Below are 22,275 nucleotides of genomic sequence, written 5' to 3'. Positions count from 1 at the left end.
AAAGGGGAAGCAACGCATGACAATCTCTCGACGCGACTTGTTTAAAGTAGGTCTAGCCGCCGGAACGGCTATGTCGATACCTTCGGTCCTGCGGGCACAAACACCGCCAACCGATGCGCGAACAGTCCGGATGGTGTTCGGTGACCTCGCTGTGTTCGACCCGATCGTGACGACATCCACCGATACCTACATCCATGCCCTTGCGATCTACGACACGCTTTTTGCATTCGACTCCAAGTTTGTGCCGCAGCCGCAGATGGTCGGGAAGTGGGGCATTTCCGATGACCAGAAGACCTATACGTTCGAGCTCCGCGATGGGCTGGGCTGGCACGACGGCAGCGCCGTCACTGCAGCGGATTGTGTCGCGTCTATTCGTCGGTGGGGGCAGGTGTCTTCCGGCGGGCAACTAATCATGGCGCGAGCCAGGGATATCTCGAAGAAGGACGATAAAACCTTTACCATCGCGCTCAAAGAGCCCCTCGGAATCCTGCTCGATCTGCTCGCGCGTTCCTCCCTTCCTGTCATGCGCGAGCAGGATGCGAACCGTCCCGCAACCGAGCAGGTGACCGCGAACATCGGATCGGGGCCATACAAGTTCAATCACGCGCTTGCCCGGCCCGGCTCGAGCTTCACCTACGATAAAAACGAATCATATGTGCCACGCAAGGAGGCGCCCGACTCATTGGCCGGCGGAAAGGTTGTCAAGGTCGATCGCATCATCTGGGAAATCATCGCCGACGAGCAGACTGCTTTCGCCGCTTTGCAATCGGGCGAGGTCGACTTCCTCGCAACCCCATCCGCGGATCTTTACTCTTCGATCGAGGGCCATCCCGACCTTGCACTGCAGGTTTTGAACACGGGGGGTGAAAAATTTTTCATGCGCATGAATTGCCTGCAGCCGCCATTCGACAACGTCAAGGCGCGTCAAGCTATGCTTCACCTGATTGATCAGGAAGCATTCATGCGTACATCCTTCCCTCCAGAATACATCACTGTCGTCACATCCGTGTTTGGAATGCCCTATTCGAACGACGAAAATACCGGATGGTTCAAGAAAGGCGGCGATTCGGAAAAAGCCAAGCAACTCTTCGAGGAGGCGGGATATTCGGGCGCGAAGGTCGTCATCCTGCAGCGCACGGACTGGGCTGCGGCCGGCAATATGGCGCAGTTGTTGGCAGCCACGCTACGCAAAATTGGCGTTAATGCGGAGCTTGTCGCGGGAGATGGAGGGGCTGTCCGCGCTCGGCGCGACAATAAGGGCTCCGTTGAGGAGGGCGGTTGGAGCATCTTCATCACAAGTGCTACGGATTTTGAACTCGCTGATCCGCTCAGCGCGCCTTACCTAGCCATGCCCGGCGAGAGCGGTTGGACCGGCTGGCCGAAGAGCGACGAATATGAGGCTCTTCGGGCCAAATGGGCCAATGTCGAAACGCTTGAGGAGCGCAAGACGCTAGCCCGCAAGTTGCAAAGAGTCTGGTGGGACTATGTTCCTCATGTTCTGTTGGGTCATACTGTCTTGCCGATCGCACGCCGCAAGACGCTCACCGGTCTTATTGCCACGCCGACACTTATCCCGATGTGGAACATTGAGCAGGGATCTGCCTAATGGCAGCATACATCCTTCGGAGATTGGTTTCGACCATAGCCGTCATGGCGGTGGTCGGAACTTTCGTCTTCCTGCTGCTGAGGCTGGCACCGGGCGATCCGGCAAAATTGATGGCCGGCGAGTTAGCGTCCGCAGAGATGATCGCTGGCATCCGCGAAAAACTGGGCCTAAACGATCCTATGCCAGTTCAGTTTATGCGTTGGGTGTGGGATATGCTTGGCGGCGATTTCGGCACCTCGATCTTTGCCGGACTACCGGTTCTCGAGCTCATCTCGCAGCGGCTTGAACCGACCCTTTCCCTGTCGATCCTGACGATGATCCTTTCGGTGTCGGTCGGGGTCTCTTTCGGTATGCTCGCCGCGTGGAAAACTGGAGGGCTCATCGACCGCCTCCTCGCTGCCTTTTCGGCACTGGGTTATTCCGTTCCGGTCTTCGTCATCGGCTTTTTTCTCATCTACTTCTTTGCGATCAGATTGCACTTGCTACCGGTCCAGGGATATGTGCCGATCGCGGCTGGCCTCGGCCCCTGGTTCGTGCACCTGATCATGCCCACCGTGGCTTTGGGTTTCGGCTATATTGCCTTCATCGCCCGGATCACGCGGGCGAGCATGCTCGAAGTCCTGTCGGAAGACTATATGCGAACGGCTGCCGCCAAGGGCGCTTCGTCCTATGCGATGCTTTTTCACCATGCCTTGAAGAATGCCGGCGTACCGATCCTGACCGTGATCGGCATCAGTTTCGCCTATCTCATCGGCGGGGTCGTGCTCACGGAAACGGTGTTCAACATACCCGGCATCGGGCGTCTGGTCGTCGATGCGATCAACAATCGCGACTATCCGATTATCCAGAGCGTGCTCATCCTTGTGTCGGGCGTGTACGTACTTATCAATCTCACGGTCGATCTTGCCTACACTCTGATCGATCCGCGTATCCGGTACTGATATGACGATATTCTCGGCACCAGTTGAATACGTCCCGACGGGGCGTCTGCGAATATCTGACCTTCCCCGTCTGGCAAGGCGTCATCCGCTGGTCATTGCAGGCGGCGGCCTGTTGGGGCTTCTGATCATCCTGGCGCTCGCTGCGCCGCTTTACGCCGGCGATCCGGGGAACATGGACCCATTTACACGGCTTCAGCCCCCCTCCGCCGAGATGTGGTTCGGAAGCGACAATCTGGGCCGGGACGTGTTTGCCCGAACAGTCTTCGGCGCGCGCATCTCCCTCCTGGTCGGATTGATATCGGCGGTGTGCGCGGCCCTTGCCGGGCTACTAGTCGGTATCGTCGCCGGCTATAGCCGCACATTCGATAACGTCATCATGCGGGTCATGGACGGCCTGATGTCGATCCCGACGTTCCTGCTGGCCATTGCGCTCATCTCCTTGGCAGGGCCCGGGATCGGCATCCTCATCGTCGCCATCGTGATCCCCCAGACGCCGGCAGTCACGCGGCTAGTTCGCTCGGTGGTCCTGGGTGTTCGCGAGCTCCCCTTTGTGGAGGCCGCGCGCTGCGGCGGCGCGCGCCTGCCGAAGATCCTGTGGCGCCATATCCTGCCGAGCACCATTCCTCCGCTCATGGTGCAGAGCGCCACTGTCTGCGCCAGCGCGATCCTGACGGAGGCGGGGTTGAGCTTTCTCGGCGTAGGCGTGCCGCCCGAAATTCCGAGTTGGGGCAACATGATTTCGGGCTCGCGCCTCTATCTCGCGATTGCGCCAATGACGGTCTTCGCCCCGGGGGTCTGCCTTGCGATCACAGTCCTTGCGGTCAACCTCCTCGGGGATGGTCTGCGCGACCTGTTCGACCCCCGCGCGAAGCGGAGGCGTTGATATGCTGATGCAAAACTTCATAGAAGAAACAGCCATCGAGGATGACGTGCTCCTCGATGTCCAGGATCTCGAGACACATTTTTTTGGCGAAGAGAGCGTTACTCGCGCCTTGGACGGCATCAGCTTTCAGGTGAAGAAGGGTGAGACTCTCGGCGTCGTCGGCGAATCCGGATGCGGCAAGAGCGTCACCGCTCTCTCGATCCTTCGCCTACTGCCGAATCTGACCGCCGAGATCGTCGGTGGAGCAGTCCGCTTTCACGGGCGCAACCTTCTTGAGTTGTCCGACCGGGAGATGCGAAAGATCCGCGGCAACAAGATCGCCATGATCTTCCAGGATCCCATGACGAGCCTAAGCCCTGTTCACACGGTCGGACGGCAGATCGCCGAAGCGGTGGAAATCCACACTGGGGCCTCCCGCTCGGATGCAATGGCCAGGGCCGAAGAGATGCTCCGCCTCGTCCGCATTGCGGATCCCGAGCGTCGCGTCAGCAACTATCCCCATGAGATGTCGGGCGGCATGCGCCAGCGCGCCATGATCGCCATGGCGCTCGCCTGCTCACCGGAACTCCTGATCGCCGACGAGCCGACGACGGCGCTCGATGTCACGATCCAGGCGCAGATTCTGCGGCTGATCGTCGATCTGAAGGAGCGTACGGGAACCGCCGTGATGTTTATCACCCATGATCTGGGCGTTGTCGCCGAGACCTCCCAGCGCGTGATCGTGATGTATGCCGGCCGGATCGTCGAACAGGCGTCGGTGACGGATCTCTTCGCCCGTCCCGCGCATCCTTACACTCAGGCCCTCATGCGATCGCTGCCGGACAGGCGTCGCGGCAAAGAGCGCCGCCTTCCGGAAATTCCCGGAATTGTGCCGAGTCTGCGCGAGCCGATGGTGGGATGCAGCTTTGCCGCGCGTTGCCCGTTCGCTATCGACATTTGCCGCAACAAGACGCCCGCCCTACGCGATGTCGGGGCAAGCCACGCCGCGGCGTGCTGGCGGGCCGAAGAGGTCGTGCGCGCATGAACGGTCATCTTCTGAAAGTCGAGAATCTGACCAAGCACTTTCCGCTTGGCTCGGGAATCTTCAAGACAAGTATTCCGGTAGTGCGGGCCGTGCAGGATGTCTCGTTCTCGGTGGAGGCAGGCGAGACGCTTTGCATCGTTGGTGAATCCGGCTGCGGCAAGTCCACCGTCGCACGGCTTCTGATGCGGCTGACAGAGCCGACGGACGGGCGCGTGCTGATCGACGGAACCGACATTGCGGGCCTCAACAAGCGCGCCCTTCGGAACTGGCGGCGTCGCATGCAGATGGTGTTCCAAGATCCTTATTCGTCGCTGAACCCGCGGCTCACCGCCGGACAAATCATCACCGAACCGGTCGAGAACTTCGAGCGCCTGACCCGCAGGAAGCGCGAGGCGCTGGCGGCGGAGCTTCTGCAGAAGGTGGGCCTGGCGCCCGAGATGAGGCACAGACTTCCCTCCGAATTGTCAGGCGGCCAGCGCCAGCGACTCGGCATCGCGCGTGCGCTGTCCCTCAACCCTTCGATCATCATCGCCGACGAGGCGGTCTCGGCCCTCGATGTTTCCGTGCAGGCGCAGATCCTCAATCTGCTGATGGACCTCCAGGAGCAGATGGGGATCGCCTTCGTCTTCATCTCGCATGATCTAAGCGTGGTCGAGCATATCGGCCATCGCGTGGCAGTCATGTATTTGGGACGGATCGTGGAGCTCGCGCCGTGTGAGGCGCTCTTCGCCAAGCCGGTCCATCCTTATACCGAGGCGCTGATCGCGGCGGCACCTGTGCCGGATCCTACGAGGGTTCGGCTGGAGGCGCCCATAGAGGGCGAGGTGCCAAGCCCCATCAATCCGCCGAGCGGATGCGCATTCCACCCGCGCTGCCCGCTCGCGGTCGAGCGTTGCCGCATCGAGGTACCGCCTTTGGTGCCAATGGCAGACGGGCGCGTCGTGGCCTGTCATGTGCGCGCTCCGGCCATAGACGTTCCGGGACAGCCGGATTTGGCAGTCAATTCTTCACCACAGTGCATAGCAGGTCGGGGCGTGTTGGAATCCTCGGAGGAATTCGTAAAGCCGCCGCATGGGCCGACAGCCCGCGATGCCGGCTAGAGTGCCTGCACTAGCAGTCGTCATAGCAACAGTTGAAAAGACTGAGGTCATGGAAAAGGTTTTGAAAGAACTTGCGCTGAGTGCACGTGTCGACAATGTGGCGTTGAAGCGGTTATCTAGGCGTATGCTCGAATTCAATGGACAGCAGTATCTCGACGGGCGCACGTCCGATCCGGATGAACTCGGCTTGATGCGCGGTGCGCCGCCAGCCGACGAAAAGCGGATCCTATTCGACGGCGACAAGTTCTTCGAGTTCTCGCAGATCCGTTGGTCGCTGTCGCACATGCGCGAGCTTGTGCCGACTGTGAACGTGTGGCGCGGTCCGTCGCCGCTTGATCGCAGCGACAGGGCCACAGACCTGGGGGAGGTCACCTTCGCCGACAATGATGGGCGCACGTGGCGCGTCGATGATGCGCTTTTCGACACCTACACCGACGGCATCATAATGCTGCAGGGGCGCGTCGTATATGAGCGCTTCGGTGCCCTTGAGCCGCACCTGCCGCATGCGTGCCACTCAGTGACGAAATCGTATGCGGGCACTCTGACCGCAGCGTTTGCGCACGAAGGTGTGCTCGACGACGCGATGACGATCGCGCATTACCTCTCCGAACTGCGCATCTCTGGCTTTGGGGACGCCACATTGCGTCAGGTAATGGTCATGGAGACGGGGCTTGCCCATACCGAGGAGTACGCCGACAAGAACTCGGGTGTTTGCGCTTATATGCGAGCCTGTGGCTGGCGGTGGAGGCCGGATGGGTATGACGGCACTCACACCTTATGCGACTACCTGCGTACCGTGCAAAAGGAAGGCGCACATGGGGGGCCTTCCGTTTACAAGACTGTCAATACAGAAGTGATGACATGGGTGATGGCGCGGGTTATGGGTCGTTCGTTTGCGGAACTTCTACATGAACGCCTGTGGGCGCCGCTTGGCTGTGAGGAGGACGGCTACGCAACAGTCGATTCCACCGGCATGCCCATCGCTGGCGGCGGCTTGAGTGCGACGCTTCGTGACCTCGTGCGGTTCGGCGAACTTATACGTTGTGAGGGCGAATGGAATGGAAAGCAGGTCGTTCCCGCTTCCGTCGTGCACGACTTACAAAGGGCAGACCTTCCCAAGCGCCCGATGGATGGTCCTATCGCAGCCAATGGTGGTTGCCGCATGATGAAATGGGCGCCCTGGAAGCCCGGGCCATCCACGGCCAGCGCCTGTATATCGCGCCGAAGGCGGAAGTGGTCATCGCGCGCTTTCGGTCGCATCCAATCGCACGCGCCGCTGCTCAAGAGGCAATTATGAGCCGCTAATACTTACATGCTACGTGCGTAGCCCCGCGCCCTGGACAGCGGTCTTGACACAAAACAGTGGAATCGGGGTGAACGTCGTAAAGTCAAATGCGCGCTCGCGGTCGAGGGTTCCACCTGTCGTGCTGCCTTAGACGCCTATGACCTCCCGGTCGCCGCCTGTCATATCCGCGATCAGGCCAGGGCCCACGGCACAATTCGGTGCGCCAAACTAGGTTAGCGTCTGCTTTGACAATTCGGCGGGGCTTTTCAACCCGTCAAAATAGTAGAACTGCAGCGCTTAACACGAAGACGCAAAAATGCGAACCGCGGCAAATGCAGGAGAAATCTATGGAAAATTCACACGGGGTCGATGGTCATCCAGCCCAGCGAGGTGCTGGCTTTGATGTGGTCGGCTCGCTTGCAACAAACGTGGCGGACGGCTTCACGATGGCAGCAGTCGGCGACCTCATCGTGTCGCGGACAGTGACCAAATCTCAGGATCCTGGGTTCGGCGCCGTTAACAAGATCCTTCGTGATGCTGACGTCACTTTTGGCAACCTGGAGGTCAACATTTTTGATATCCGATCGTTCAATGGGTACCCGCAGGCAGAATACGGCGGCGCCTATCACCTCAGCTTGCCGGAAGTCGGACCTGATTTAAAGGCGATGGGGTTTAACATCGTAGGTCGCGCTAACAACCATTCCCTTGACTGGGGCGTTGAAGGCATGCGCGAAACGAGCCGGGTGCTCGACCAGAATGGGATCATCCATGCCGGCGTGGGCGAGAATCTCGCGCAAGCCGGCGCAGCTCGCTTCTTGGAGACCGCGCGTGGTCGCGCGGCGTTGGTTTCGTGTGCTACAACCTTTATGCCTATGGCTCGTGCGGGCGATCCCGCTGGCGAAGCGCCAGGCAGACCTGGACTTAACGCCCTTCGTTTGGCGAAAAGCATCGTGGTTCCTCGCGAGATGCTTGAGAGTTTGAGGCAGATACGTGCTGCGTTACCCTGCCACTGGCCTGGCGGTGAAGATCCCGGCGTGGTCGTGATGGAGGGAACGACATACATAGCCGGCGACACGGCTGGAGTAAGCTACGAACCCAATCCGCGCGATGTCGCCGGCATTCTACGAAACGTTCGTCGAGGCAAGCAGTTTTCTGACTTCTGCATTGTCACGAACCACGGGCACGAGCCTGATAATTGTCGGCAGGTAATTCCTGATTACGAACCGTCGTTTGCACGTCGCATGATCGATGCCGGGGCCGATGCATATATCGGGCATGGATCGCACCAGTTGCGCGGCATCGAAATCTACAAGGGCCGACCGATCTTTTATGGCCTTGGGAACTTCTTCGAGGACGACCTCGGGACTCCATCCGGCGCCGACATGTTTGATGAATACGCTAAGGACCCACTGGTCGACACGGATGCCGAGGTTAAAGTCGCCGAGATGGCAGGAGGATTCACACACCCGCTCTTCTATGAAAGCATTGTCACTGTCAGCCGATTTGAGCTGAACCAGCTTGCCGAATTGCGGCTATATCCGATCGAACTCGGTCACTCGGAAAGGTTTGCAGACCGCGGCGTTCCAAGTCTCGCACCCACGCAGCAAGCAAAAGCCATTCTCGAGCGTCTGCAGACACTCTCAACGCCATTTGGGACCGAGATCGCCATCGAGAACGACGTCGGCGTGATCAGTTTGCAGCCCAGCTCGCTGCGATGACCACAATGACGCATTGAGCCCTTGAAGTAGCCCGAGCGAAAGCGGTCCAACATTGCAGCAGCCAGCAAAAACATGCGCGCAATCGAAATCCCGATCACTGATTAAGCCAACCGCTTCTCCCATCACCCCTGGGAAACATTCGTCCCGGCGGCGTCGCCTTATCGAGTATAGGTCTAATGAGGCTTCAAGACCTTGGGATCGACATAGCGATCTGCCGCCAGGTCCTCATGGCATCGCAATGACAGTTTGCAGGCAGATGTTCTCGGTGAAGGCGAAACAGGTTGGCGCTGGCGAGAGAATTTGGAACCTAACTTTACGGCCCATCCGCCACGGTTTGAAACGTGACATCAATCCCGTTGGTCAGCGAGCAGATCCTCGACATTGGGCTCAAAGAAAACCGATGATGGGCCATACCGAATGGGCGATAATCTCGGCGGGAAAACGATGGTGGTCGAAGCGGGGTATTGTGTCGGGGCCAGAGAGCTCTGTCATCGCAAGCGTTACCATCCCAATCAATACACTTCCGCTAAGGCTACGCCACCAAAATTGAGCGGAAGATCAGTGTAGTAGTTTGGATATCGAACGGCCTCAATAGGCAATTTTCACGAGCGGGGCGCGCGATGGACGGCGATAAACGCCGAGTTCCTGCGTTGACATGAGGCAGCGCAAAGCGGTCATCGGCCGTGCTCTATACGACATATGTCGATTTTTTTAGTGGGCCGTCGGCCGAACTTATGGAGCGTTTCGATGTCTCAGAAACTCGCCGATCTCGGTCGCCGCGTGGCTAGCGAGTCATCGCAGTCCGATCCCGAGTTATGGCAGCCCGATCCGACGCTAGGCGCGCCTATGATCCCGGCGAAAGAGTGGTCCCTTTGGCCTTATAGCCGTTGGACATTTTCGCATGTGAGCGAACATACGCGAACCGCCACGGTTTGGCGGGGCCCAGGACCGGTCCTGCCGCTTGCACAGCGGCTCAGAGACATCGGAGGCATTGAAATCCTATTCACCGGTGGCCGGCGCGCCACAGTCCGCGAGTTTCTCGAGGGAGATTATACTGCTGGCTTTCTGGTTATGCATCGCGGCGAGATCGTGTCTGAGACATACATGAATGGCATGGAGCCGCATTTCAAGCACGTTGGCAGATCGGTATCGAAGACCCTCACGGGGACAATGGTGGGCATACTGGTCGGCCAAGGGCTCATTGATCCAGGGGGTCTGGTAACACGGTATTTGCCGGAACTGGAGGCTACCGCCTATCGCGGCGCCACGGTGCAGCATCTCCTTGACCATACTGCGGGCGCGACGATTGGGAAGGGGGAGAAGGACCAGTTTGTGGCAGGTAGCCAGTACTACAAATTCGTCGTGGCTTTGGGATACCATGGCCCTGTGGAATCGTATCCTGACGCTCCGGCGAGTGTCTGGGACGCCATCCTAGGAATAACGGAGCAGGAGGCGCCGCACGGCGCGCGGTATGCGTACTTCGACCCGAACCATGACGTGCTGGGCTTCGTCATGCAGCGCGTAACCGGCAAGTTTCTCCCGGAGCTGTTCAGCAGCGAATTGTGGAGTCCGATGGGGGCGGAGGAAGACGCCTGCCAAATCGTCGACCCGGCGCGGCATGCCATGACGTCCGGCGGATTCCAGGCCACACTTCGTGATTGGGCCCGCTTCGCGCTGCTGCATCTGCGCCGCGGCGAACTCAACGGGAGACAGATCGTTCCAACTGAATGGATCGACGACACACGGGCAGCTAGTGAACAACTATTCCAGTTGCAAGGGCAACAGCCGTCTTCCGTGACGCACGCTTACCACAATTGCTGCAGGATTTATGACCGGGAACGTCGAGCCTATGGCCATACTGGCTATGCCGGCCAATTTCTCTATATCGACCCGCAATCTGATTTTGCGGCGGTGAAACTCTCCCATCGGCCAGTCCCGGCAGAGGTGCAAACCCACCATCGGCCGAAACGCCAACCCACGTTTGGTATCGACGATACGCTCGCGGCGATGCGAGCCATCCGAGATGAATTGGCGAAATAGAGGCTATAAGATTTCAATAGTAGCCAGCGGGTTTAGGCACGGCGATGAACGTTTGGCGGCCTTAGGTGGTGATCTGGTCGCGGTCTCGGTTCATTGTGACAAGTTGGTCGGGCGCCGGCGGTGATCTGTCGTGATGGAAGGCGGGGTTTGCAGGTTGCTGTCGGCGGGTTCGTTTCGGGGCGTTGTCGGCCCGTCCGCTATGTCAAGAACCGCGGAATGCGGTCGAGGACGATGCGTAGGATGCGCTGGTCGGGACAGGATGTCGGCAGGTGCAGGGGGTTGGGGGCTGCTTCATCTCGACCACGCGCGCGGCGATCTTGCTGAGGCGCAGTCGCAGCGTGTCGAATTGGGCGACTGGCGGCATGCAGGAACAGCCGGAACTGGTTGGCCGTCGCTCTTGTGCAGGAGGTGCGGTCGGCGGCGAGATTCTTCTTCCACGACTTGATGACTGGATGTGGTTCTCGGCAGCGCCGCGCCGGCAGCAGACATCCTCGTAGAGCGCCTTGGCCTTGCCACCTGAAAGTTGGTGACGATGAAGCGGGTATCGGCACCTTGAGCGGGGACTGTCAGGAATCTTGTGCTTGAGGCCTGTTATCGTCATTGGCTGACGAACCTTTCGCCGAAGACGACGGCGAATTGTGTCCTGGCCTCGAACCATTCGCGCGGGGCGCGTTTCCATTCCTCGGCGGCGTGGAGCCTCATTGCGGCGTCGTCATTGGGAAAGTGGCCACGCGTTCGCACGGCCCGCCGCAGCTTTGAGTTCAGCGCCTCGATGGCATTCGTAACCGGTATGAGATTCTTGGTGCCGATGTCCGGCTACGCTTTTCTGATGCGCGGCGTATGGTGCGACCATCCGGGACAGAGGCACCGGGATCACGAAGGTGCGGGCAGGCCGATGCACACGATGAGCTGCGAGCTCGTGTTAGTAGCTGGCCGCCTCTGCGACTCGCCCGGTTGCGCCGTGTGCGCGAATCCGTAGTTGTCGTGTCGCCCGCCGCTCCCCTCTGACTGATCGAGAGGAGACAGAGGAATGCGACGTGTAATCGGAATCGACACCCACCGCACCTTTGGCGAGGTGGTGATTTGGGAAGACGGTCGGCTGCGGCATGTGGGCCGGGTCGACATGACGCGAACGGCGCTGGAAGGTTTCGGCAGAACTCTTTTGGCCACCGATGAGGTGGTCATCGAGGCCACTGGCAACTGCATGGCGGTGTCGCGGGTGCTGGCGCGATTCGTGAAGCGGGTGGTGATCGCCAACCCGCTGCAGGTCAAAGCAATCGCGCACGCTCACGTGAAGACCGATAAGATCGACGCCGGCACGCTGGCCAGCTTGTACGCAGCCGGCTACCTGCCGGAGATCTGGACACCGGATGCCGCCACCGAGCGAATGCGCAGGCTGGTCGCGCGGCGCTACCAGGTCGTGCGGCATCGGACCCGGATCAAGAACGAGGTGCATTCGATCCTCTACGCCCACCTGATTCCGCGGTGCCCCCATGCCGACCTGTTCGGGCGCCTCGGTCGTGCCTGGCTCACCCGTCAGCCGGTGCCAGATGACGAGCGCGCCGCAATCCAACGCCATATCCGGGAACTGGACAGGCTGAGTGACGATCTCCGCGTGCTTGACCGGGAGATTGCCGAGAGCGCGCTCGACGATGCGGCGATCAAACGGCTGCTCACAATCACTGGCGTCAATCTCGCGGTGGCCGCCGGGCTAGTGGCGGCTGTCGGTGACATCGGCCGTTTTTCCAGCCCGCAAAAGCTGGTGAGCTATTTCGGCCTGAACCCACGCGTGCGCCAGTCGGGGCTCGGTGCTGCCCATCACGGGCGGATCAGCAAGGTCGGACGCAGCCAAAAAATTGGCGGTTCTTTGCTGGCATATGCTGACGAAGCAAGAGGACTACCTCTGGGCGCGATGCAGTCTGGTCGCCCACAAGATGCGCAGCATGGAGCTGCAGGCTGGCAAGCCGCAGAAGAAAGGCAACCGCCGCGGTCCGACCTATGCTTACAATGTCAAGGAACTTCGGAACCAGGAGATGCGTGTCGCCGAGCAGGCCCAGAAGGGTTACGAACACTTCGTCGAGGCTTGGTGCCCGCGCCCGCCAAAGGAAAGGGCGCGCGGGCGCCTCAGTCCGGCAAGGCTCGAATAAGGCGGCCCGGCGGCGCTTTCAGCCGATGCACCACGCTTCGCCACGAGGTCGCCCGCGCACGACGACAATAGCTGACTGCGTCGGGTATTTCCAGTTGCGGGGCCTTGCACCCCCGATCCGATTGAGCATGCCGCCGTGCTCGGGCCAATCAAGGCCCAAGCCTTGCGGTGGCCGCGTAAAACGCGGCCAGCCTTGACTGCCCCCTGCGCGCGGCGGCTGTGAAATGGGCGGTCGGGACGGAAGAACACCAGCGACGCGGTCGAACCAAAGAACATACTCGGGGAGGTGTTAGGGCTCGTCACAAAATAACGCTTGTCGATCTCATCCATCGTAGATGATGCGGCGCACGCTTTCGGGGAATGCGAAGAACGGCACGACATGGAGCCAGTTGCGCCGCCAGCTCTGAGCGATCGCCGGATAACGTTGGCACCAGTCGATGACCTGCGGACTGCAATGTTGGCTGAAGCCGTATTCGTCGTAATGGCTCGCTGACCGCCATGCGCGGCGTCAAGGTGTCGTCAATGTTGCGTATTCCGACGAAGCCGGCCAGCGATTCCGATCAATCGCCGGCCACCCATTCCGATTTCATTCCGGCCGGGATTCCGATTCGAAGCCGGCCACCTTTGGACATCACCTGGGTCGTTGTTGAGGTTTGCTTCGAGTTTAGGTTTAGGTCAAGCCCGAGCCGTTTCCGGCATGGTGATGGCTCGTTGTTTTCGCATGCTCTCGCCGGCCAGTTCGATGCGATAGGCATTGTGCACGAGGCGATCGAGGACGGCGTCAGCGATGGTCGGATTTCCGATGATCTCGTACCACCGGTCGACAGGAACCTGGCTGGTGACGATGGTCGAGCGTCGCTCGTAGCGATCCTCGATGATCTCGAGGAGGTCACGACGTTGATCGTCGTTGAGCTTTTCAGGCCCCCAGTCATCCAGAACGAGCAGATCGGTCCTGGCCAGCGCCTTCAGCATCCTGGCATATCGGCCGTCGCCCCTTGCCAGGGCAAGCTCAGCAAAGAGCCGTGGGGCGCGATGATATGTGACGGAGAAGTCCTCCCGGCAAGCCTTGTGGCCGAGGGCACAGGCAAGCCAGCTCTTTCCGACACCGGCCGGGCCGGTCAACAGGAGCCCATGACGCTGTCGGATCCAGTCGCAGCTCGCGAGTTTGAGGAACAGGGAACGATCGAGACCGCGTTCGGCACGGAAGTCGGTATCTTCGACCTGCGCGTCATGGCGCAGCCGGGCCGCGCGGGCACGTGCCTCGAAGCGTTTCTGGCGGCGTAGCGTTGCTTCATGTTCGAGCAAGATGGCGAGCCATTCGCCATGATCGAGGGCGCGAGCTTCCGTCTGGGCGTCGAGATCCTGGAAGCTTTTGGCCATACCGTGCAGGCCGAGATCGCATAGCATGTCGAGGGTGGGATGGGTCAGCATGATCTTGTCTCTCGTTAATGGAAGTAGCCGGGACCACGCAGATTGGCGTGATCGATGATGGCACCGGGACCGGCGGCGGGCCGGGTGGCTTTGTGGTTGGCAATGAGCGCTGCAATGCTCTTGCAGGTGAGCCCACCGATCTCGACGGCGCGGGCCGAGATGGCCTCGGCGTGATCACGATGGAGGTCACGGTACAGGCGTAGGATGCCCAGACATGTTCGGAAGCCCTGTTCGGGATGCGGCCGGTTCGCCAGAATTGCGATGATCAGCCCCTCGGTTTGCGGCCCGATCGAAGCTGCCCATCGCCGGAAGCGGTCCGGTGTCCACTCGGCATATCGGCGGTGGGAACTGGGCATGTGCTCAGGGTTGTGCCGTAGCGCCGTCCGCCATAGCGGCGCAGGTGGACGGCGACGCGCTTGCCGCGGTGGAATATCTCGAACGCGCTGCTCGTCGCGCGGATGTCGACTTGCTGGCGGATCAGGCCATGCGGAACGGAATAGAAGAACGCCTTGAACTCGACGTGATAATCGGTGGCGACACGGGCCAGGCGCCATTCGGCAAACTCGTAATCCTCGGCAGGCAGGCTTGCCAGCACAGGCCGTTCCACGGTCTCAAACAGATGGCGGCGGCTGACGCCAAGGCGGCGCATGATATGGTCGTTGATACGATCGAGCGCCTGGGCGATCGCGGCATTGGCCTCGGCCAGCGAGAAGAAAGTCTGCCGCCGCAGCCGACCCAGAATGCAGGTCTGGGCAAAGCGAACCCCATTCTCGACCTTCGCCTTGTCCTTTGGACGCCTCGGCCGGGCCGGCAGAACGCCGACGCCATAATGCGAGGCCATCATGCCATAGCTGCGGTTGATCTCCGGATCGTAGAAGGAAGCATGGTTGACGCCGGACTTCAAATTGTCGGGCTTTTGTGTCCAACGCCGTTATGTGGCTGGCAACGGTTTGAGCCGGTATTTCGAAGGTGGGCCGCGGGCGAGAGGACACATAATGCGCTACAGCGAGTTGAGCCAGTCGAGGAGGGTTTTGTCGTCCTTCCAGGCAAGACGTGGTCGGGGTACCGTTGAAATACCTGAACCACTCACTTCGCAGGCGCGTAGCGCCTCGGCTTTGGCGCGCAGCGTCAGCTCGGCATAACGGTTTGTCGTGTCGAGACTCACGTGCCCGAGCCAACTGTGTATGACATTAACTTCGACACCGGATTCCTGTAGGTGGCAGGCAGCGGTGTGCCGGAATAGATGCGGGCTGACACGTCTGGATTTCGGCCCGGGCGTATCGAAGGATGCGCCGTGTCGTCGGACAATCTTATAGATCCCGAACCTCGTTAAAGGACGAGCCTTCGGAGCGCAGAAGACTGGCTCGCCTGGCGCTGCGCGGCGCTGGGCCAGGAGTGCCTGGATATGCTTCAATGTCTCATCCCAAAGCGGGCACGTTCGCCACTTGTCACCTTTGCCGTGCAAGTGGACTTTGGCCGGCGGCTTGAGTTCGAGGTGCTCGATACGAAGATCCGCAACTTCCTGTACCCTGGCGCCCGTGTTGTAGAGGAAGAGCAATAGTGTGTGGTCGCGCAGCGCGAGATGCCCTTGCCGAGGCAGCGAACGAAACAAGGCCGCTACCTCCTCCCGCTCCAGGAAGTGCGTATCGGGCAGTGATGTGCGCTTGACGGGAATTGCCGCGACTTGCTGACAAACCGCCAGCATCTCGGGTACACGCACAGCGAGGTAGGCAAAGATGTCAATCACCACTGAATCGGGACCCTGGTTTTTCGCGCAAAAGGGGCTCTGACTCATTCCCGCTGCGACCACAGCCTAAGTTGCACCGATGAGGCGCGCCTGGAGCAGATCGATCTTGGCGCGGCCATACATCTGCCGCTTGATGAGTTTGAGCTTGGTGATCTGATGGCCGTTCGACCATGGAGATATGATGGCATTGCGGACCGCGGCGATGTCTTTCTCGACGCCGTTCGCGAAGGAGCCGACGAGACTTGCCTTAGCGTGGTCGAGCCAACCGTCCAATTTGGCACCGCCTTTGATCGGATCATCTCCTGAAAGTTGGCGATCAACGTTCGTGCGAAGGTCAGGTCAGGCACATTGCTCTCGATTGCCGCGACCAGCAGGGCGTCGGATTTGGACAGGTCGTCGCGCGCCAGCGTCATGAGCCTGGCGATAGTTCGCGCCGAGGGCGTGCGGGCAAGCGCGCTTTGATCGGCCTTTTCGGCCAGCCGTCGGCGCCGCGCCCATTCAGAGACGACGCCGATCTGGCCGCGGAAGCCCTTCTCGCGCATTTCGCGCCAGAGCGCCGATGCATTGTGCGCGCCTTGCCCCCAACGGCTGTCCAGCCAGGGGAGCCATTCCTCGAGCGAGCTTTGTCGAACGCGAAACACATCGGAGCGTTGGCCGCGCAGGACGCTACGGACGAGCTTGCGGCTATGCCCGGTACGCTTGACGATCTGCTTGATCGGAATGCCCTGCTTCGACAATTCCAGAATGGCCTCGTTGGCTTCCTGCCGGCGCTGATATCCCTCATACTGTAGCCGTTCGGCATAGGTGAGAAGCTTTGGATCTATGATGGTGCTGCCGACGGCCTTTCGGATCTGCCGCATGGATTTGCTAACCGCGTCGAGAAAGGCTCGGCTGGCGTTTTCCATCAGGTGCCAGCGGTCGGCCACCTGATCGGCATGCGGCAACGCCTTGGCGATTGCCTCGCCATATCCACCACCTCGGTCACGCGCGACGGTCGTGATGGACGGATGGCCCATGAGCCATGCCTGCGATGTCGCCTTGCTCGCGATCAGGCAGCAATGTCACTGGCCTGCGGCGTTCGAGATCGCAGACAATCGTCCCGTATCGCTGACCGCGCCGGAATGCAAAGTCGTCAATGCCGATGATGGCGAGTTAATCACGCGGCTGTTCAGTCCTGCGGCGCACGACACGCAACAGGGTATCGTTGCTCACAGGCATCATGAGGCGATCGGCAAAGGCCGCAGCCGGCCTGCCGCCAAGCGCGAGCCCCAAGTGATGAACGATCGTCTCAAGACGTCCGGTCCTTCGCGATAACGGAGCCAAAATATCGGGGCCAAACCGTTCGGCAAAAATGCGGCGGCGGCAAAGAACGGCGTCGCACCAGAAACGGCGAACCGTCACCCGCAGGAAAACCCGCCGACCGGCGATCGGCAAATCGGCGGCTTGCCGCAGATATCGGCTCTGGGTCCGGCGTGAACTCGTCCCGCAGCACGGGCACGTTGCCGAAACCGCCGTAGCGCGCACGTCAAGAAATACGCAATCCGTGTCGATCTCCGCATGCTCGACGACGAAGCCCGCCGGCGCCAGTTTCGTCGACCCAGATCTCCGTTCCATCGCGCTGATTCCCCCTCGGAAAAATCGCGACTTCAGCCTTCACATGCAGCGAGATTGAGTCTGACCCCCTTTTGCGCGAAAAACCAGGGTCCCGATTCAGTGGTGATTGACATAGATGGCCGCAAATGGGTTGCGGGCCTCGGATTGTCGATCTCGACCGGGACGCGGTGTTGCTCGACCGCGATGCACATCTGCGATGTATCAGCAAAGGGTGGAAAGAAGCGAAAATACCGCTCACCAAGATTGTGCAGCAAGCCCTTCGGTGCTGGCTTAACGAGCCTAGCAATGGAGCAACGGCTCTCTTTTCGAACGTGCGCGGCGGCGCTCCGCCGGCGTGCAGGCGCTGCTCAAAAATGGCGATTGGCGCGACGGAGAGAATGGCGGTGGCCAGGCTATGCCATCCGAAGTGCTTGACTTGCTGGGGGGACGTCGATCTTCCCCAAGAGATTCTCACCGTTCGCGAACGAAGTGCTGCAAGCCGCGGCTGGTACAGCTCCATACCACGGCCCATCGCCATGCTGTCGGACTATGCTGCACGCCTCGGCCTTATCTCGGCACGCCTTGCAGCCCCTAGTCACCGAAAGGGCCCTAGCAGGCTTCTCTGATTGGGGTCGTTGAGGTCAAGCTCCTCCTGATATTTTTTCCGGACCATGTCGCCCCGCGGGTCACTCGCTTTTCTTCGCGGTCGACGTTGGGCCGCCGCATGATGGGGTCAGTAGAGCGAGGCGTCTCAATCTGTTGAACGACCTTAGGAGAGTTCGTCCCAGGATCGTGCCTGCTAACGAGATCGCCATGCCCATCGTCCCCACGGGAACGATCCGGATCACGCCTTCGGGCGGAATCAACTCCTCCTTCGTTGGTCCGTTGTCCCTATTTCATACCGATACGGGGCCGGGTGCCTTGCTGAAGCGGAATTCTGTCGCATCGCTCCACATGCGATGCAGGACGACGGTGAGCTTGCGGGCAACAGCAACTCGGGCTCGCGCCATACCGCGCCGCTTGGCGACGTTCATACCCAGGCTCTGAGGCTCGACCATTTCTTGCTGAGCACAAGCAGCGAATGAGCCGTAGAGGGCCGTGCGGGCGAGCTCGTCACCGCATCGGCTACCTTGCCCTGAATGTCCGTCTCGCCGGATTGATAGCGTGCCGGGGTCAGACCCAGATGCGCTCCGACATCCCTCGATCGGCGAAAGCGGTCCGGCTGATCGATCGTGGCACGAAAGGCGAGCGCGGTGATAGGTCCCACACCTGGAACGCTCATGAGTCGCCGGCAGACTTGCTCCTCGCGGGCGATATTGAGGACCTGCTTTGTCAGTCGCCCGAACTCGCGCAACATCGCGGCCACGATCGCCAGAAGCGGCTCGACAAGCGCGATGATCACCGTATCTGCGCCAATCCGTTCGCGCAGGCGATCGGCGAAGGCTGCACGGCTTGGAGTACCGAGCTTGATGCCGGCCTCCCGCAGGATCGCCCTGACGACGTTCTCGATGCTCCGCATTTCATTGAGGACCGTGCGTCGTGCGACGAGGAGGGATCGCCAGAGCCGACACTGCTGGCTCTTCACATGCACCTGCCGATACCAGCCGGTGCGCATGATCTGCGCCAAGGCGCGGGCGTCGTTGCGATCCGTTTTGTTCGGCATCGTTTTCATCGCCGCGTTGGCCTGCCTGGTCTCGATGCAGATCGCCGGCAATCCTTCGGCGCGAATACCGTCATAAAGCCAGGCCGTCAGCGAGCAGGCTTCGAGCCCGATGCGCTCCAGCGGCAGATCGATCTTTCGCAAGGTCTCATAAAGCGCCCTCGGCTCACTCGCCGCCCGCCCTTCCTTCACGATCCGGCCGCTCTCGTCGACGACACAGATCGCGGTCTCTTCCAAAGACACGTCAAGTCCGGCAAAATACTTCATGGCTGCTCCTCCTGATGTTTGTGGCGATCTACATCGACCACGTTCTCACATCTCGACAGGAGCAGCCGCCCTCAATTTGGCTCGGGCGAGACCCCAAATCACCCCATCTGTTGAAAAACTGTTTTGTTCACGGAACGTATCAGAATCAGTCCGAGCACAAATCAGATTCAAACCGGGTATCTCTGAGCCTTTTTCATCAGCCTGCTAGTCTTACTGAGTCAGAAAGTCGCGGGTGCGGGGGATTCGCGCTGGTTGCGGATTTGTTAGCGTGCTGATTCGTGATCAGGGAAGCGCGCCATGAGCAACTGGACCGCGGAGAGTGAAGTGGCGTTCGACGCCTATGTCGATGCCTTGATCGGGGTGATTGGCCACGCCGACCGAGCTGAGCCTGATCGTGTCCCAGGGAGTGGTGTAGCTGACGGCTTGGTCGCCGCGCTCTCCGGCATGGGGCCGGGATGATCAGCGTGCCACGGCTGGCAGGCTGATGAGAGGATCATCGCTCATTTGGCTGATGGTTTCCAGCGTCATGTATCTGGCGCGCTGGACGGCCCATTCATCATTCTGTTCAAGCAGCAACGCGCCGACGAGGCGGACGATGGCATCGTCATTGGGGAAGATGCCGACGACCTCGGTCCTGCGCTTGATCTCGCCGTTGAGGCGCTCGATCGGGTTGGTGCTATGCAGCTTGGCGCGGTGCTCCCTGGGGAAGGTCATGTAGGCCAGCACGTCGGGCTCGGCGTCGTCCATGATGGCGGCGAGCTTGGGCACCTTCGGCCGGATCTGGTCGGCGACGGCACGCCATTGGGTGCTGGCGGCTTCTGGCGTCTCCTCGGGCAAACGCGGTGGCGATGAAGGCGGAGACGACACGGCGCCCGCTCTTGCCGGCATGCGCCAGCACGTTCCTCATGAAGTGGACCCGGCAGCGCTGCCATGTCGCGCACAGCACCTTGGTGACGGCCGCCTTGATGCCTTCATGGGCATCGGAGACGACGAGCTTGACGCCCCTGAGGCCGCGGCGGGTCAGCTTGCGCAAAAACTCCGTCCAGATCGGCTCGGCCTCAGACGTGCCGACCTCCATGCCCAGCACCTCGCGCCGGCCGTCCGCGTTGACGCCGACAGCGATGATGACGGCGACCGAGACGATGCGTCCGCCGCGGCGCACCTTGAGGTAGGTGGCATCGATCCACAGGTATGGCCAGTCGCCCTCGATGGGTCTTTCAAGGAACGCTTTGACCTTGCCGTCGATCTCTTCGCACAGCCGTGAGACCTGGCTCTTGGAGATGCCGCTCATGCCCATGGCCTTGACCAGGTCGTCGACCGAGCGGGTCGAGATACCTTGGACGTAGGCCTCCTGGATGACGGCCGTCAGCGCCTTCTCCGCCATGCGCCGCGGTTCGAGGAAGCCCGGAAAGTAGGAGCCCTTCCTGAGCTTGGGGATGCGCAGCTCGACGGTGCCGGCCCGCGTCTCCCAATCGCGATCGCGATAGCCGTTGCGCTGAGCCGTCCGCAGCGGGTTCTTCTCGCCATAGGCGGCGCCGGTGGCGGCGCCCACCTCCAGCTCCATCAGCCGCTCGGCGGCAAAGCCGATCATCTCGCGCAAGATATCGGCGTCGGGGGTCTTCTCCACGAGCGTGCGCAGGTTCATCATGTCGTCGGTCATCGGTGGTTCCTTCGAATCAGGTTGGTGTCAGCAACCCGACCTTACCGGGGAACATCGATGACCGCCGCAAAGCCGCTCGCTCGCTACGGCGCTGTTGAGGGCGCGCTCGCGAGCGGCTTCGCTACCGCCGAGCTACACCACGTCTGGGGACGCGACCCTGAGCCTCTGAAGGATTACTGCCTCGGACTTCTGATGCCGCTGGAGCGCAAGAGCGTGGAGCCATTGGCGGCCGTCACGGCGCCGTCACGGAGCCGTCGGCCAAGCATCAGTCTCTGCTGCATTTCGTGGGACAGGCGCCGTGGTCGGACGCGGCCTTGCTAGCGCGGGTTCGCGACTGGGTCCTTCCACGGATCGAGCAGCATGGACCGATCCGGGTGTGGATCGTCGACGACACGGGCTTTCCCAAGAAGGGCAAGCACTCGGTGGGCGTAGCGCGTCAGTATTGCGGCCAGTTGGGCAAGCAGGACAACTGTCAGATTGCGGTTAGCCTATCGATCGCCAATGACGCAGCCTCGCTTCCGATCGCCTACCAACTATATCTCCCACACAGCTGGGCGCAGGATCCGGAACAACGCAAGAAGGCCAAGATTCCGGCGGAGATCACGTTCCAGACCAAGCCGCAGATAGCACTCGAGCAGATCAGGACGGCCAAGGCCGAGGGCGTCGCGCCCGGCGTGGTTCTGGACGCCGGATATGACGCCGGCGGCGGTTTCCGCGCGGGCCTGTCCGAGCTCGGTCTGACCTATGTGGTCGGCGTTCAGCCCACACTCAGCGTCTGGCGCCCGGGCGAGAGCCCGCTGCCGCCCAAGCCTTGGAGCGGAAGAGGCCGGCCGCCGTCTCGGCTCGGCCGAACCGACAATCACAAGCCGATCTCGGCCAAAGCCCTGGCCGAGGAGTTAGACGCCGAGGCTTGGCACACGATCGCCTGGCGTGAAGGAACCAACACCGAGCTCAATTCCCGCTTCGCCGCCGTGCGCTTGCAGCCGGCATCCAGGGACTACAATCGGCCCGAGGCTCACGCCCAAGAGTGGCTCCTGATCGAAGTGGCCTGAAGGCGAGGTCGAGCCGAGCCGAGCAAGTATTGGCTCTCCACCTTGCCGGCCGACGCTACGATCACCCAGCTGGTCGACACCGCCTTATGCCGCGCGCGGCATAAGGCGGTTTATGCCGACCG

At 60.8% G+C, this 22,275-nt stretch carries 13 protein-coding genes and 8 pseudogenes; 12 read left to right on the top strand and 9 right to left on the bottom strand.

From position 1 onward, the window contains the following. Window positions 1-16: 16 nt before the first annotated feature. From AC56QQ_RS30920 to AC56QQ_RS30885, 8 genes are all read left to right on the top strand, one after another. The gene (locus AC56QQ_RS30920; RefSeq protein ID WP_497129193.1) at window positions 17-1,606 is read left to right on the top strand and encodes an ABC transporter substrate-binding protein; all 1,590 of its coding nucleotides are present in this window, start codon (window positions 17-19) and stop codon (window positions 1,604-1,606) included. Further along, on the top strand, window positions 1,606-2,547 hold the full coding sequence (locus AC56QQ_RS30915) for an ABC transporter permease (protein ID WP_497124536.1): 942 nt from the start codon (window positions 1,606-1,608) through the stop codon (window positions 2,545-2,547). The genes AC56QQ_RS30920 and AC56QQ_RS30915 overlap by 1 nt, the downstream gene beginning before the upstream one ends. A 1-nt stretch (window position 2,548) precedes the next feature. Further along, window positions 2,549-3,430: an ABC transporter permease gene (locus tag AC56QQ_RS30910; RefSeq protein ID WP_497124535.1), complete on the top strand. Its 882-nt coding sequence runs from the start codon at window positions 2,549-2,551 to the stop codon at window positions 3,428-3,430. 1 nt (window position 3,431) lies between these two features. Beyond that, entirely contained in the window at window positions 3,432-4,454 is a 1,023-nt protein-coding gene (locus AC56QQ_RS30905) for an ABC transporter ATP-binding protein (protein WP_497124534.1), read from the top strand. After that, the gene (locus AC56QQ_RS30900; protein ID WP_497129191.1) at window positions 4,451-5,554 is read left to right on the top strand and encodes an ABC transporter ATP-binding protein; all 1,104 of its coding nucleotides are present in this window, start codon (window positions 4,451-4,453) and stop codon (window positions 5,552-5,554) included. Before AC56QQ_RS30905 ends, AC56QQ_RS30900 begins: the two co-directional genes overlap by 4 nt. Before the next feature lie 49 nt (window positions 5,555-5,603). Next, on the top strand, window positions 5,604-6,851 hold the full coding sequence (locus tag AC56QQ_RS30895) for a serine hydrolase domain-containing protein (RefSeq protein WP_497124533.1): 1,248 nt from the start codon (window positions 5,604-5,606) through the stop codon (window positions 6,849-6,851). A 335-nt stretch (window positions 6,852-7,186) separates the two neighbouring features. Beyond that, complete coding sequence (locus tag AC56QQ_RS30890) at window positions 7,187-8,557, top strand: CapA family protein (RefSeq protein ID WP_497124532.1); 1,371 nt, start codon at window positions 7,187-7,189, stop codon at window positions 8,555-8,557. A 747-nt stretch (window positions 8,558-9,304) separates the two neighbouring features. After that, on the top strand, window positions 9,305-10,597 hold the full coding sequence (locus AC56QQ_RS30885) for a serine hydrolase domain-containing protein (RefSeq protein ID WP_497124531.1): 1,293 nt from the start codon (window positions 9,305-9,307) through the stop codon (window positions 10,595-10,597). A gap of 197 nt (window positions 10,598-10,794) precedes the next feature. Here the strand turns inward: AC56QQ_RS30885 and AC56QQ_RS30880 are convergent. Beyond that, window positions 10,795-11,152 (bottom strand): annotated as a pseudogene (locus AC56QQ_RS30880) (transposase); the annotation flags it as partial. A 42-nt stretch (window positions 11,153-11,194) separates the two neighbouring features. Next, window positions 11,195-11,389: pseudogene (locus AC56QQ_RS30875) on the bottom strand (transposase); the annotation flags it as partial. Window positions 11,390-11,645: 256 nt separating this feature from the next. Between AC56QQ_RS30875 and AC56QQ_RS30870 the strand changes: the two are divergent. Further along, a pseudogene (locus tag AC56QQ_RS30870) lies at window positions 11,646-12,744 on the top strand (IS110 family RNA-guided transposase). Window positions 12,745-13,074: 330 nt separating this feature from the next. Here AC56QQ_RS30870 and AC56QQ_RS30865 read toward each other — a convergent pair. Together AC56QQ_RS30865 and istB are read right to left on the bottom strand one after the other, a co-directional pair. Next, window positions 13,075-13,176 (bottom strand): annotated as a pseudogene (locus tag AC56QQ_RS30865) (transposase); the annotation flags it as partial. A gap of 242 nt (window positions 13,177-13,418) precedes the next feature. Beyond that, entirely contained in the window at window positions 13,419-14,174 is a 756-nt protein-coding gene (gene istB / locus AC56QQ_RS30860) for an IS21-like element helper ATPase IstB (protein WP_497124530.1), read from the bottom strand. A gap of 47 nt (window positions 14,175-14,221) precedes the next feature. Here istB and AC56QQ_RS30855 point away from each other — a divergent pair, with 47 nt between their 5' ends. Then, window positions 14,222-14,377, top strand: a complete 156-nt coding sequence (locus AC56QQ_RS30855; RefSeq protein ID WP_497124528.1) for a hypothetical protein — start codon at window positions 14,222-14,224, stop codon at window positions 14,375-14,377. Window positions 14,378-14,439: 62 nt separating this feature from the next. Here the strand turns inward: AC56QQ_RS30855 and AC56QQ_RS30850 are convergent, their stop codons facing one another. The 4 genes and pseudogenes from AC56QQ_RS30850 to AC56QQ_RS30835 form a co-directional block, all read right to left on the bottom strand. Further along, entirely contained in the window at window positions 14,440-15,078 is a 639-nt protein-coding gene (locus tag AC56QQ_RS30850; protein WP_497124527.1) for a Mu transposase domain-containing protein, read from the bottom strand. 96 nt (window positions 15,079-15,174) lie between these two features. Further along, window positions 15,175-15,924, bottom strand: a complete 750-nt coding sequence (locus AC56QQ_RS30845) for a tyrosine-type recombinase/integrase (protein WP_497124526.1) — start codon at window positions 15,922-15,924, stop codon at window positions 15,175-15,177. 63 nt (window positions 15,925-15,987) lie between these two features. Next, a pseudogene (locus AC56QQ_RS30840) lies at window positions 15,988-17,535 on the bottom strand (ISL3 family transposase). A gap of 875 nt (window positions 17,536-18,410) precedes the next feature. Then, window positions 18,411-19,441, bottom strand: a pseudogene (locus tag AC56QQ_RS30835) (IS110 family RNA-guided transposase). A gap of 297 nt (window positions 19,442-19,738) precedes the next feature. On the opposite strand from AC56QQ_RS30835, the gene AC56QQ_RS30830 reads away from it, so the two are divergent. Next, entirely contained in the window at window positions 19,739-19,900 is a 162-nt protein-coding gene (locus AC56QQ_RS30830; RefSeq protein WP_497124525.1) for a hypothetical protein, read from the top strand. Here the strand turns inward: AC56QQ_RS30830 and AC56QQ_RS30825 are convergent. Next, window positions 19,901-21,101: pseudogene (locus AC56QQ_RS30825) on the bottom strand (IS256 family transposase). It abuts the gene before it with no gap. A 57-nt stretch (window positions 21,102-21,158) separates the two neighbouring features. Between AC56QQ_RS30825 and AC56QQ_RS30820 the strand changes: the two are divergent. Beyond that, window positions 21,159-22,252 (top strand): annotated as a pseudogene (locus AC56QQ_RS30820) (IS701 family transposase); the annotation flags it as partial. Window positions 22,253-22,275: the final 23 nt, after the last annotated feature.

This window comes from Mesorhizobium sp. RCAM 05099 (genome assembly GCF_059683685.1).
Note: the sequence above shows the minus strand (reverse complement) of the source record. Positions and strands in the feature narration are given on the sequence as shown.